The sequence below is a fragment of the Ralstonia sp. Ralssp135 genome (assembly GCF_047304345.1).
Taxonomy (GTDB): domain Bacteria; phylum Pseudomonadota; class Gammaproteobacteria; order Burkholderiales; family Burkholderiaceae; genus Ralstonia; species Ralstonia chuxiongensis.
In genome coordinates this window covers 85,816-98,305 of sequence record NZ_JBGLYZ010000004.1, presented here as the reverse complement: position 1 = coordinate 98,305, position 12,490 = coordinate 85,816, and the positions used below count along the sequence as shown (strand labels likewise).

Annotated in this window: 14 protein-coding genes and 1 tRNA gene; 9 read left to right on the top strand and 6 right to left on the bottom strand. The window is 62.6% G+C overall.

Annotation, left to right across the window (positions count from 1 at the left end; translation table 11 throughout):
* Window positions 1-57 precede the first annotated feature (57 nt).
* Complete coding sequence (locus ACCD03_RS05195; RefSeq protein ID WP_045206137.1) at window positions 58-972, bottom strand: PP2C family protein-serine/threonine phosphatase; 915 nt, start codon at window positions 970-972, stop codon at window positions 58-60.
* Window positions 973-1,077: 105 nt separating this feature from the next.
* Complete coding sequence (locus ACCD03_RS05190) at window positions 1,078-2,103, bottom strand: serine/threonine-protein kinase (protein ID WP_024975228.1); 1,026 nt, start codon at window positions 2,101-2,103, stop codon at window positions 1,078-1,080.
* Window positions 2,104-2,255: 152 nt separating this feature from the next.
* On the opposite strand from ACCD03_RS05190, the gene ACCD03_RS05185 reads away from it, so the two are divergent.
* From ACCD03_RS05185 to rpoZ, 3 genes are all read left to right on the top strand, one after another.
* Window positions 2,256-3,191 carry a YicC/YloC family endoribonuclease gene (locus ACCD03_RS05185; protein ID WP_260771749.1) on the top strand — a complete coding sequence of 312 codons (936 nt, stop codon included), beginning with the start codon at window positions 2,256-2,258 and terminating at the stop codon, window positions 3,189-3,191.
* A gap of 22 nt (window positions 3,192-3,213) precedes the next feature.
* Window positions 3,214-3,879: a guanylate kinase gene (gmk, locus tag ACCD03_RS05180; protein ID WP_045206140.1), complete on the top strand. Its 666-nt coding sequence runs from the start codon at window positions 3,214-3,216 to the stop codon at window positions 3,877-3,879.
* A 136-nt stretch (window positions 3,880-4,015) separates the two neighbouring features.
* Window positions 4,016-4,219, top strand: coding sequence for a DNA-directed RNA polymerase subunit omega (gene rpoZ, locus ACCD03_RS05175; RefSeq protein WP_004630929.1), 204 nt, complete (start codon window positions 4,016-4,018; stop codon window positions 4,217-4,219).
* Window positions 4,220-4,267: 48 nt separating this feature from the next.
* On the opposite strand, the gene ACCD03_RS05170 is transcribed toward rpoZ, so the two are convergent.
* Entirely contained in the window at window positions 4,268-4,483 is a 216-nt protein-coding gene (locus tag ACCD03_RS05170) for a hypothetical protein (protein WP_413411012.1), read from the bottom strand.
* On the opposite strand from ACCD03_RS05170, the gene ACCD03_RS05165 reads away from it, so the two are divergent.
* Window positions 4,482-6,902 carry a RelA/SpoT family protein gene (locus ACCD03_RS05165; protein ID WP_413411011.1) on the top strand — a complete coding sequence of 807 codons (2,421 nt, stop codon included), beginning with the start codon at window positions 4,482-4,484 and terminating at the stop codon, window positions 6,900-6,902. The two genes, ACCD03_RS05170 and ACCD03_RS05165, sit on opposite strands and share 2 nt — an antisense overlap.
* A gap of 168 nt (window positions 6,903-7,070) precedes the next feature.
* Here ACCD03_RS05165 and ACCD03_RS05160 read toward each other — a convergent pair.
* Window positions 7,071-7,147: transfer RNA gene (locus tag ACCD03_RS05160), tRNA-Arg, on the bottom strand.
* Between the two features lie 115 nt (window positions 7,148-7,262).
* On the opposite strand from ACCD03_RS05160, the gene greB reads away from it, so the two are divergent.
* A complete protein-coding gene (gene greB / locus ACCD03_RS05155) occupies window positions 7,263-7,826 on the top strand; it encodes a transcription elongation factor GreB (RefSeq protein WP_325651727.1) in 564 nt (187 codons plus the stop codon).
* Between the two features lie 9 nt (window positions 7,827-7,835).
* On the opposite strand, the gene ACCD03_RS05150 is transcribed toward greB, so the two are convergent.
* Window positions 7,836-8,669: a DMT family transporter gene (locus tag ACCD03_RS05150; protein WP_325651725.1), complete on the bottom strand. Its 834-nt coding sequence runs from the start codon at window positions 8,667-8,669 to the stop codon at window positions 7,836-7,838.
* A 148-nt stretch (window positions 8,670-8,817) separates the two neighbouring features.
* On the opposite strand from ACCD03_RS05150, the gene gcvA reads away from it, so the two are divergent.
* The 3 genes from gcvA to ACCD03_RS05135 all read left to right on the top strand — a co-directional run bounded on the left by gcvA (window position 8,818) and on the right by ACCD03_RS05135 (window position 10,648).
* A complete protein-coding gene (gene gcvA, locus ACCD03_RS05145; RefSeq protein ID WP_325651723.1) occupies window positions 8,818-9,753 on the top strand; it encodes a transcriptional regulator GcvA in 936 nt (311 codons plus the stop codon).
* 74 nt (window positions 9,754-9,827) lie between these two features.
* A complete protein-coding gene (locus tag ACCD03_RS05140) occupies window positions 9,828-10,238 on the top strand; it encodes a YXWGXW repeat-containing protein (protein ID WP_045206145.1) in 411 nt (136 codons plus the stop codon).
* Window positions 10,239-10,342: 104 nt separating this feature from the next.
* Complete coding sequence (locus ACCD03_RS05135; protein WP_325651721.1) at window positions 10,343-10,648, top strand: hypothetical protein; 306 nt, start codon at window positions 10,343-10,345, stop codon at window positions 10,646-10,648.
* Between the two features lie 7 nt (window positions 10,649-10,655).
* Here the strand turns inward: ACCD03_RS05135 and ACCD03_RS05130 are convergent, their stop codons facing one another.
* Window positions 10,656-11,690 (bottom strand): PHB depolymerase family esterase, encoded by a 1,035-nt coding sequence (locus tag ACCD03_RS05130; protein WP_325651719.1) that lies wholly within the window; start codon window positions 11,688-11,690, stop codon window positions 10,656-10,658.
* A gap of 303 nt (window positions 11,691-11,993) precedes the next feature.
* Between ACCD03_RS05130 and lysM the strand changes: the two genes are divergently transcribed.
* Entirely contained in the window at window positions 11,994-12,479 is a 486-nt protein-coding gene (gene lysM / locus ACCD03_RS05125) for a peptidoglycan-binding protein LysM (protein WP_009241111.1), read from the top strand.
* Window positions 12,480-12,490 lie beyond the last annotated feature (11 nt).

Genomic DNA, 12,490 nt, shown 5'->3' with positions numbered 1-12,490 from the left:
GATACCGGCCCGCGCTGCGCTTAGCAGGGCGGGCCGGATGGAGACGGTGCGACGTGCTTAGCGCGTCAGATTGCTGGTCTTGTCGATGGCGGCGCGGATTTCAGCGATGGAGCGCTCGATTTCCTCTTCCGACATCAGCCCCGATTCGCTTTGCGGTGCATCCAGGATGGACGTGGTGAAGGCGTTCAGGGGGAGGGTGTCGGTCTGCACCGAATCCTGCGTGGTGGTCACCGCGTCCAGCTCCCACATCATGGAGATGGCGGTGGTGTTGTCTGCGGTGTCGCCGGCATTGCGCAGCGCGCGGGCAATGAGTTCGGGAATCGCCTGCGTGACCGAGAAGCTGGTGCAGGTATCGACCAGTTCGTCTTCCTCCACGCTGCCCCACAGGCCGTCGGAGCACAGCATGGCAACGTCGCCCGGCTCCAGGTTGACCGGCCCGCCGATGTCGATCAGCGGCAGATTGGGCGAGCCCAGGCAGTTGTAGATCTTGTTGCGCTCGGGGTGGTGCGCCACCTGCATCGGCAGCACACGGTCCTGTTGCAGCAGGTTCTCGATCTTGGAGTGATCGCGCGTGCGCGTCACCAGTTCGCCCTTGCGCATCAGATACATGCGCGAATCGCCGGCGTGCGCCCAGTGCAGCGAGCCGCGCTGGGCCAGCGCGCAGACGATGGTCGTGCGCGGCGCATCGGGCAGGCCATTTGTCTCGGCATAGCGATGGATGTCGCGGTGCGCGAGCATGATGCTCTCGTGCAGGAAGTCACGCGGATTGCGGATCGACGGACGTGCGTGGCGCTGGAACTGGCGCGCCATGGTCTGCAGGGCTTGCTGGGCCGCAACTTCGCCCAGGGAATGCCCGCCCAGGCCATCGCATAGCACCATCAGCATGGCATCGCGCGTGAAGCAATAGCCCATGCGGTCCTGGTTGACGCGTCGCGCGCCTTTTTTGCTTTCCTGATAAACCGAGAATCGCATTGCGGCTAGATGAGTATTCGATGTGGAGATGCGGTGCAGCGGCAAGTCCCGCCTAGTGTTGCACCGTTTGAAATCATACTCCGCCTATTGGCGGCAACCTGGCTGTCAACTGTCCCGGCGGCGCAACAGGCGGGACATGAAACGTGTCGTCAAGGCCTCTTTTTCTTCTGGCACGGGGCCGCCCTGAGTGACAGCGGTCAGCGCTTGCAACTCGGTCAGCGCGTTGCTTTCTTCGCGCAGCACCTTTTGCAGGCGGAACACACTCTGCGGGCGTTCTTCGGGCTTCATCTTCAGGCACCAGCCAACCAGATCGATCAGGCTGGCCGTATAGACCTTGCGCAGGCGTTCCAGGCCTTCTTCCAGCTTGTCGTCTTTCTCGCGCTGCGTGGCTTCTTGGGGCGGCGTGCCGGCCATGCAGGCATAGATCGTGGCGCCGATGCTGTAGATGTCCGTCCACGGGCCCAGCTCGTTGTGCTTGCGGTACAGCTCCGGCGCGGCAAAGCCCGGCGTGTACATCGGCTGGAAGCGCGAGGCCTCGGCGGTGAGCGTCTGCCGTGCGGCGCCAAAGTCGAGCAGGATCGGCGAAAAGTCTTCGCGCAGGTAGATGTTGCCGGGCTTGATGTCGAGGTGCAGCAGCTTGTGGATATGGACTTCGCGCAGGCCGCTCATCAGGTCATGAAAGACCTGGCGAATGAAGCGCTCGCGCAGCATCTTCAGCTTGCCTTGCTGACGCGCGGTGAGGATGTGCTCCTGCAGCGTTTTACCCTGCTCATACGTCATCACCATGTAGACGGTGCCGTTTTCCCGGAAGAAATTGAGCACGCGCACGATGGCAGGGTGGGAAATCTTGGCCAGCGACCGGCCTTCTTCAAAGAAGTATTTGAGCCCGAGGCGGAATGCGCTTCCGCTTTCTTCTGGCACAACCGGAATCAATTCGCCCGGCGCACGACGCGCCAGCGAAGACGGCAAATACTCCTTCACGGCCACCGGCGTCCCATGTTCGTCGGTCGCAAGATAGACGAAGCTGAACCCCCCGCTGGCCAACTTCTTTACAATACGATAATTGGACAGCAAGGTACCGACCGGCAACGGGGCACTGCGTGGCTGTCCTGAGCCTTTTGACTCTGTCATGGGTTTGTGTGGCGAAATGGCTGTCGGATTCTCCCTGACCAGTCCACACGTTGTAAAGCGACAAAAGGTGGGGGATTCCCCGCCAATTCCGGGCGTTAAATAACCGCCGCCGGATTTCCTGATTCGACCAAGCACAACACACCACGGATTCCATGATCTACAGCATGACCGGCTACGGCGTTGCCACACGCCAAGCAGCCTTTACCGACGCCCATGGCGCACCCAGCGGGAGCGTCGCTACCGTCTCGGTCGAATTCCGCACCGTCAACTCACGCTTTCTCGATCTGCTGTTCCGCGCCCCGGAGGAGTGCCGCGCCTTCGAGCCGGCCCTGCGCGAAATGCTGATGAGCGCACTGTCGCGCGGCAAGCTGGAATGCCGAATCAACCTGCAGCGCCAGGAAGCCGCCAGTGATGTCGCGGCGCTCAATGTGGACCTGCTGCAACAACTTGCCAAACTGGAGCAGGCGGTCACGCGCCACCTGCCGGCATCGGGTTCGCTGCGCATGGGCGAAATCCTGCGCTGGCCCGGCGTCCTGGCCGAGCCCCAACTGACGCAAGACGCGCTGCGCGATGCCGTGATCGAGGCTGCCAAAGAGGCGCTCAAGCAACTTCTGGAATCGCGCCGTCGCGAAGGCGATGCGCTCAAGGCCGTGCTGCTTGACCGTGCGGACGCAATGCTCGCCATCGTCGACAAACTGACGCCGATGGTGCCTGTTCTGATCCAGCAGCATCAGGACAAGTTGACCGAGCGCCTGCGCGAAGCGTTTGGCTTGGCTGCGCCCGAGGGCACCCCGGCGCTGACGCGCGATGAGCTGTCAGAGCGGATCCGCCAGGAAGCCACCGTCTACGGCATCCGCATCGACATCGCCGAAGAACTCTCGCGCCTGCAAGCGCACTTGCGTGAGACGCGCCACATCCTGGAGAAGGGCGGCCAGATCGGCAAGCGCCTGGACTTCATGATGCAAGAGCTGAACCGCGAGGCAAACACGCTTGGCTCGAAGGCCGCCGCGAAGGAGCTTGCCGATGCATCGATGGAACTCAAGCTGCTCATCGAGCAGATGCGCGAGCAGGTCCAGAACCTCGAATAACTCGAAACGATAGAACTAGAACATGCCATCCTCTCAAGCGCACTCTGCCGTCGATACGCCCATCGAGAATCATTTTCCGGGCAGCCTGTTCATGGTCGTGGCGCCGTCGGGCGCCGGTAAGTCGACGCTGGTGAATGCGCTGCTGGCGCAGGATTCGTCGATCCGCCTGTCGGTCTCGGCCACGACGCGCAAGCCGCGTCCGGGCGAGCAGCACGGCCGCGAATACAACTTCATGACCGTCGAAGAGTTCAAGGCTTGCCGTGATCGCGGCGAGTTTCTCGAGTGGGCCGAGGTGCACGGTAACTACTACGCCACTTCACGCGTGTGGATCGAAGAACAGATGCGTGCCGGCACCGACGTGCTGCTCGAGATCGACTGGCAGGGCGCCCAACAGGTGCACCAGCGTTTTTCCAATGCTGTCGAAATCTTCATCCTGCCGCCATCGCTCACGGCGCTGGAAGAGCGCCTGAAGAAGCGCGGTCAGGACGAGCCCAACGTGATCGTGCGCCGCCTGCTGGCTGCCGGCTCCGAGATGGCGCACGCCCCCGAAGCCGACTACGTGATCATCAACGAAGTGTTCGATACCGCATTGGCCGAGTTGAGCACCGTGGTGCAGGCCACGCGTCTGCGCTTCGGTGCCCAGAAGGCGCGCCACGGCGAGCTGTTCGTCGAGCTGGGCATTCACTGAGCAAGCAGCGCAATCGCGTTTTTCAGCGTGATTGCGAAAGTGTGGTAGCGGCCGTTCCCCCGTGCTGTCCGAGGGAAGTGCTGCGCTGCTGCTAAAATATCGAGATCAACAAGATTTGCCACCAGGTGGAGTTTTCATGGCGCGTATTACCGTCGAAGATTGCTTGAAACAGATTCCGAATCGCTTCGAACTGGCATTGGCCGCAACGTACCGCGCCCGTCAGTTGGTGCAGGGCCACACGCCCAAGGTCGATGCCAAGGACAAGCCGACCGTGACCGCATTGCGCGAAATCGCATCCGGCCAGGTTGGTATCGAGATGCTCAAGAAGGTTCCGTCCTGAGCTGACACGCATTAACTTGGCATTACCTGGCGTGGTACGCTGCCTCGGTCACTGATCGTTCTGGCGATCTTTCATGGATGTGAAAGCCGCGAACGCACTAGACCCCGGCATGCCTACCTCGCCCGCTTCTTCGCCCAGGACCCAACATTCCGCCACGCACGGCAACAACGTGCCGTCGGTGGAATCGTCTGCGAGGTCGTCCGGTCCTGCGCTGGACGTCTCTACGGGTCCTTCCGGGTCTTCCACCGCTTCCATCGTTTCCATGCCGTCCTCCGCTTCCGGCTCCGGCCCCGCGTCGCCTCGTACGGGCGCGCCGAACTTGCCTGATCCGCGTGGTGCCGACCTGGTAGGGGAGCGGGCAGCCCTGCCGCCAAAATCGCACAAGGGCACAAGCGCCGAGGCACCTGAGCAGACGGCCAAGCTCGAGGGCGCTGACACCCTTTTCATCGACGCGGTGCTTGAGCAGACCTATCGGCATCTGTTCGGCCCGACTTCGCAGCCCGCGGCACCGCCTCGCCAGCAGGTCGTCTCCATTTCGGGGCTGGCCGAGAAACTGTCGTATCTGAAGCCGGCTGATCTCAAGCTGGTGAAGGAAGCGTTCCACTTCTCCGACGAGGCGCACCTCGGGCAGTACCGCCAGAGTGGCGAGCCGTACATCACGCATCCCGTGGCCGTGGCAGAGATCTGCGCAGGCTGGAAGCTGGATGTGCAGTCGATCATGGCGGCGCTGCTGCACGACGTGATCGAAGACCAGGGCGTGACCAAGAGCGAACTGGCCGAGAAGTTCGGCCCCAAAGTCGCAGAACTGGTCGACGGCCTGACCAAGTTGGACAAGCTCGAATTCCAGAGCCGCGAGCAGGCGCAGGCGGAGAGCTTCCGCAAGATGCTGCTCGCGATGGCGCGCGATGTGCGCGTGATTCTCGTCAAGCTCGCCGACCGTACGCACAACATGCGCACGCTCGACCACGTGCCGCCGGAAAAGCGCCGCCGCATTGCGGGCGAGACGATGGAGATTTACGCGCCGATCGCGCACCGCCTGGGCCTCAACACGACCTATCGTGAGTTGCAGGAACTGAGCTTCCGCATCGGCTCGCCGTTCCGGTACGCCACGCTTGAGAAGGCGGTGAAGGCCGCGCGTGGCAATCGACGCGAAGTCGTGAGCCGCATTCTTGAAACGGCCCAGCGTGCGCTGACAGACGCGGGCATCCCGGCTGAAATGACCGGCCGCGAAAAAACGCTATACAGCATCTACCGCAAGATGCACGACAAGCAGTTGTCGTTCTCGCAGGTGCTGGACGTGTATGGCTTCCGTGTGGTGGTCGACACGCAGATGCAGTGCTACATGACGATGGGCGCGCTGCACAGCCTGTACAAGCCGATGCCCGGCAAGTTCAAGGATTACATCGCCATCCCCAAGATCAACGGTTATCAGTCTCTGCACACGACGCTGGTGGGCCCGTTCGGCACGCCGGTCGAGTTCCAGATCCGCACGCGTGAGATGAACCAGATTGCGGAAGCCGGCGTGGCCGCGCACTGGATGTACAAGCAGCACCACGACGAGCCCGATCGCGCGCAGCAACAAGCGCATCAGTGGCTGCAATCGCTGCTCGATATTCAAAGCCAGACGGGGGATTCGCAGGAGTTTTTGGAGCACGTCAAGATCGACCTGTTCCCGGATGCGGTCTACGTGTTCACGCCCAAGGGCGAGATACGTGCACTGCCGCGCGGCGCCACGGCGCTGGACTTCGCCTACGCGGTGCACAGTGACCTGGGCAACCAGTGCGTGGCGGTCAAGATCAACAACGAGTTGCTGCCGCTGCGCACGGAGCTGAAGAACGGCGACATCGTCGAGGTGGTGACGGCGCCGTACTCGAAGCCGAACCCGGCGTGGCTCACGTTCGTACGTACCGGCAAGGCGCGTGCAGCAATCCGGCACTTCCTCAAGACGGCCAAGCTTGACGAGGCGATTCAACTTGGCGAGCGCTTGCTCGAACAGGCGCTGCGTCAGATCGGCATCGACATGAAGGCCGTGTCTGCCCAGGTGTGGGAACGCATCGTGCAATGGACAGGCAACAAGGCGCGTGAAGATGTCTTCGCGGATCTCGCACTCGGCCGGCGGGTGGCCGCTGTGGTTGCGCGTCGCCTCGAAATCCTTCTGCAGGAAGGTGGCCACGACGGCGACGAGGCGTTGATGGCGGCCGTACACACCTTTGCTGGCGAAGAAGCCCCCGCCGTCACCGTCAGCGGCGACGAAGGCATGGCGATGGTGTTCTCGTCGTGCTGCCGCCCGATTCCCGGCGACCCGATCGTCGGCTACATCGGCAAGGGTGAGGGGTTGCAGATCCACGTGCAGGAATGCCGCGTGGCCAAGCGTCTGCATGGCAAGGATCCGGAGCACTGGATCGACGTCATGTGGGCCGAGCACACGACGCGTGCGTTCGACGTGTCAATCAAGGTGCTGGTGCGTAATACGAAGGGTATTCTTGCGCGCGTAGCGGCGGATTTGACCTCGGCCGACGCCAATGTGGCACACGTATCGATGGAGCAAGAGGGTCATCAGGAGGCGACGTATATGACGTTCCTGATCCAGGTGCACGACCGCGTGCACTTGGCTGATGTGATGCGCGCGCTTCGACGCAACCCGGATGTGATTCGCATCGCGCGAGATCGCGGCGGAGATTGATGCTCCACGCAAAAACAAAAAGGCGAGGCCAGAGGGCTTCGCCTTTTTTGTTTGTGGCTCGCTTGCGCCGAACGCAAGAGCGCTGTGACATTGCGCGTATGCGAGACGGATGCGGGCAAAAGAAAAGGGCTTCCATTTCTGGAAGCCCTTTTCGTTCTCGTATTAGGTTGGTGCGGCTGGCAGGATTCGAACCCACGACCCCTTGGTTCGTAGCCAAGTACTCTATCCAACTGAGCTACAGCCGCAACCGAGAAATGAGATTATACAGAGATTTTCGGTCTTGTGAACCCCCTTCTTCACTTTTTCTTCGAGAGGGGCCAGCTTTCTATAATGGAGCCTTGATCCACCGTGGCTTCCATCATGAACAAGGCTTTCGTCCGGGAAGATTCCGGCGATGACGAAGACGATCTGCCCGAGGGCGCTGCGCCCTTGCCGCCGGGTTCCAAGAACTACATCACGCCAGCGGGCTACGAGCGCCTGCGCACCGAGCTGATGCACCTGATCGACACGGAGCGGCCCGAAGTGGTTGGCATCGTGTCGTGGGCTGCATCCAATGGTGATCGCTCTGAGAACGGCGACTACCTTTACGGCAAGAAGCGCCTGCGCGAGATCGATCGTCGCATCCGTTTTCTCACGCGCCGTATCGAGAAGGCGGAGGTGGTCGACGCCAGCTTGCAGGGCGACAACGATCAGATCTTCTTTGGTGCGACGGTCACCTACGTCAACCAGCGTGGTGATGAGACTACCGTCACCATCGTCGGCATGGACGAGGTCGATCTGGACATCGGGCACGTGAGCTGGATCTCGCCGATTGCGCGTGCGCTCATCAAGGCGCGCGAGGGCGATACGGTGCCGCTGCGTACACCCACGGGCGTCGAGCAGATCGACGTCCTCGAGGTCAAATATCCGCCGCGCTCAGCCTGAGTTTTGTACTCAAGCCGGGTGCCCCAGGCAGTAAGCGCCGAAGGCGATCACCGAGCAGGCCGACAGACGCCGCGCCGTGAGCGATTCCTTCAGGAACAGTCGGCCGAGCAGCGCGGCAAACACCACCGACGTTTCGCGCAGGGCCGACACAGGCCCCATCGGCGCGAGCGTCACGGCCCAGATGACGATGCCGTACGCGATGAGCGAGACCACGCCGCCGCCAAACGTCTTGAGCGTAGTTGCGTCTCGCAGGTCGATGTTCAACGGGCCTTTCCACACGCGATAGAGCAGCACCATCGGCAGACCGTCGAGCATGAACAGCCATGCCGAGTACGCGTTTGCATTGCCTGCTGCTCGCGCGCCGATACCATCGCACACCGTGTAGCACGCGATGAATACGCCCGTGGTGAGCGCCGCCAGCGTCGAGCCAAGGTCGGCCTTCCGGCCGCGCGCCAAACTGAGAATGCCGCCGCTTACCAGCACCACGCCCGCCAGCGCAATCACACCCGGCATTTCGCCCGCAAACAGCGCGGCGCCCATCGTTACCAGCAGCGGCGATGATCCGCGTGCAATCGGATACACCTGCCCGAACTCGCCAAACCGATACGCGCGTGCGAGGAACACGTTGTAGCCGACGTGCAGCACTGCGGATAGCGCAACATACGGCCAAGCGGCCGGCGCGGGCAACGGCAACGCAATCGCCATCGGTGTTGCCGCCACGCCCGAGGCCAACGTCATCAACGTGATGGCGCGCAGGCGGTCGGAGCCGCTTTTCAGCAACGCATTCCATGAGGCATGGAGCAGGGCGGCGCAGAGAACCAGGGCGATAACGGCGGGGGTCACGGTGACGATGTGCGTGAAGTGAGAATCGGGTCGATTTTTCTCACTCGATGCTGTGTCAGCGAGAGCAAGAAGGCGCCAGCGTAGCGCTGCAAAGTGTGATCAACAATCGATATATACTGACTCGATCTGTGCAGAAAACTCACGCGACATGCGCAAGCTGCCCCCTCTGAATGCCGTGCGCGCCTTCGAATCGGCGGCGCGCCATCTGAGTTTTACGCGTGCGGGCGAGGAACTGAATGTCACGCATGGCGCGGTCAGCCGTCAGGTTCAGGCACTGGAGGCGTGGCTGGGTGTGTCGTTGTTTCGCAGGCTGAATCGGCGAGTGGAACTGACCGATGCGGGCCAGCGCTACCTTGCCGAGATTGGCGTAGCGCTTGATCGCATCAGCACGGCCAGCCAGTCGCTGCGCGACCGCGATGCTGTGCGCATCCTCCGTGTGAACAGCATCCCGACGTTCACGATGCGCTGGCTGATTCCACGGCTCTCGACGTTTCAGATGCGCTTTCCGCGCGTGGAGGTTCGACTGACCACGTCCATCGAAGAGATCGAAGACTTGCCCGATCATTTCGACGTGATCATTCGCGGCGGGCCGGAGATTCACGCGGGTTTCCAATCGGGGCGCTTTCTGGACGAGAGCCGCTTTCCAGTGTGCAGCCCGGTGTTGCTGGAGCGCTTGCCGCTATCGACGCCGTCCGACTTGCGGCATCACACGCTGCTGCATTCGGAGACGCTGCCTTCGGTGTGGCCCAGTTGGCTGGTGCTGGCAGGTGTGCCGAACCTGCGGCCCGCGCATGCGCTTACGTTCGAGCACTTCTATCTGTCGATTCAGGCCGCGATCGATGGGTTGGGTGTCGCGATGGGCCCATCGGCGCTCATCGCGGATGACCTGGAGGAGGGGCGTCTTGTGGCGCCGTTCCCGAATCTCTCGCTGGTCGCACGCAGTTACTACTGGTACAGCCCTGCGCGCAATCTTGGTGACGAAGTGGTGCAGGCGTTTTGCGCGTGGCTGGGCGAGGAACGACCGCAACGTCACGCAAACGTGAACACGTTTCCGCCCTCCGGTAACGGAGGTAACGCCGCGTAACACCCTAGAGGCGACGGCGGAACCCGATGCTACGATCCATTCAAGTTCGATTGGTTTGAGAAGGAGGTCCTCACATGAAGAAGAACGCATGGATTCTCGCTGCATGCTTGGCGGCTGCCGGTGTGGCCGGGTCGATCGCTTTGCCTGCACAGGCACAAGTGTCGATCGGCGTGCAGATCGGCCCGACCTACGCGCCACCGGCGCCCCAGTACGAGCCTGTGCCGGTCTTGCAGCCCGGCTACGTATGGGTGCCGGGTTACTGGCAATGGCGCGATGGCCGCTATGTGTGGCGTCGCGGCTATCGTGAACATGGCCGACCGGGTTACCACTGGCGCGAGCCGCGTTGGGAGCAGGGTCCGCACGGCTGGCAGATGCGTGACGGTGGCTGGGATCGCGGCGACGACGGCCGCTGGCATGGCCGTGGCCGGGATCGCGACGACCGCTACCACTGCCCCCCGGGCCACGCGCGCAAGGGCGAATGCTGATGATGCAATGACAGGCCGGTCATTTACCGGCCTGTTTTTTGCGGGCAAGTCTGTCGATGCCGCAACCGCCAAGTGAGAAGTTGCGGCGTCTTCCGGGAGGCAACATGACAATGGAATCGAATTGGCGTACCGAGCTGTACAAAGACTTCGACGTCTACGTACTGGCCATTCCCCGTGCCGAGCGCAAATCGGACAACGGCGGGCAGGGGCCCACGCAGTGGGATTTTGTCGTGCGCATCTGCGAGTCCGGCGCGGATCCGTCGGCCGTCGAAACGCTCGTCGCCCACTCGCATGACGAGCGCCCGCTGCCCACGCGCGAAGCCGCCGAAGATGCCGGCCTTACGCGCGGCTATGGCTTGATCGATGAATTGCTGGGACGCAACCCCGTCCAGCAGTCGATTGATCTCTGACGCGCGCTTACGCCGCCAGCGCTGTGTCGCGAACGTGCCGGCGCGCGAATTGCCACCAAAGCCACGTCGAGTCGGGCCCCGGCGCGTGGAAGGCATAGCGCGGGTCGCCGCCGCTCCAGGCGTGGCCCGTGGCGGTGAGTTGGCACAGGCTGACGATGCATTCGCCATCACGCATGTCGTTGCGCAGGACATAGCCCTCGCCGCGCGTGGTTTGACGTGAGACGTTGCCCCCATCGCCCAGATGATTCAGTGCGCGGAATTGCGCGGCCAACTGCGCCTGGTTGGCGGGGTTGACGGCCTCGTCGCGCAGGCCGTGCAGAAGCATCGTCGGCATGCCGGGGTAGGTGGCCACGTTCACCACGCTTGAGAGCGCCTCGACAGCGTCGACGCGGGCCCCGCGACGCATCAGGTTCAATGCAGACGCCGGTGAGCGTGCCACGCCCAAGGCCGGGCCAGAGTGCAGTGCCAACGCGGCGAACAGTTTCGGATGACGCAATGCCATCAGGCCGGCCAATCCCGCGCCGGCTGACAACCCTGCCAGATACACGCGCGAAGGGTCGGCGCCAGTTTGCGCGAGGGTTTGTTCGATCAGTTGGGCAATGCCATCGGCCTCGCGCGCGCCGGCGTGCTCCGGGTCATACCAATGCCAGCAACATTGCGGATGCGCGCGGCGCGGCTGCTCCGGATACAGCACGATAAAGCCCTCGCGGTCTGCCAGTGCGTTCATGCGTGTGCCATGCGCCAGCACTTCTGCCGATTGCTTGCAGCCATGCAGCATCACCATCAGGGCGGGCGGCTTGCCGCCGCGTGTAGGCGGTGTGTAGAGCCAGTATTCCGGCCGGCGCGCCACCACGGCGGGCGACTCAGGTTCGTAGATGAACTGTTCGCGCACGAAGGTTCCCTGGGTGGGCGTGGGGCGTACGCGGCGCGGGCTGTCGCGGCGTGCGGTTGGCTTGAGCGGCTTGACCGGTTTGGGCGGCCATGACTGGCGGCCAAAGCCCGGCGTGGTCAGGGCGTCGACTAGCCGGGTGATGGATTTCATCCAAGTACGGTGCATGGCGGCGGAAATGGGCGCGGATGAGGACGATGGTGCCCGTGCTCTCCGAAGGGCCGCAAGTGGTTTCGATGTTGGTAAGACAGTGTGCCAGTGATTTTGTTGCGTTGCAGCATTCAAAGTGGGTGAAGCGCCTCTTGAGCGCCTTATCGGGCCGCAAAGTTTGCAATTGCGCGTGAGACTGTCATGGAGACACCGCAGGTGAGCGGCTACACTGCCGCGACGGGCCAGGCCCCCCCGGGCATGCCCTTCTGCTTTCCCGTTCCCCGTTGTGTACTTATGGAGGTCGTTATGGGTTTTTTTGACTTCATCAAAGAGGCTGGCGAGAAGCTCTTCCACGGCAGCGCTGCGGCCGCGCCGGCCGATGCATCGGCGGACGCCGACGCCGCCAAGGCAGCCGACGATGCCAAGGGCCAAGCCATCCAGGACTACATCGCACAGCAGGGCCTGAGCGCCACGGCGCTGTCAGTGCAGGTTGAAGGCGATGCTGCCAAGGTATTTGGCGTAGCGCCCGACCAAGCCACGCGAGAGAAGATCATCCTGTGCTGTGGCAACGTCGAGGGCATCAAGTCGGTGGATGACCAGATGTCGGTCAACACCGAGTCGGAGGAATCGCAATGGCACACCGTGGAGCGCGGCGACACGCTCTCGGCCATCGCCAAGAAGTTCTACGGCGATGCCAACAAGTACCCCGCCATCTTCGAAGCCAACAAGCCGATGCTGTCGAATCCGGACAAGATCTATCCGGGGCAGAAGCTGCGCATTCCGGCGGCGTGATTCGTTTCGGA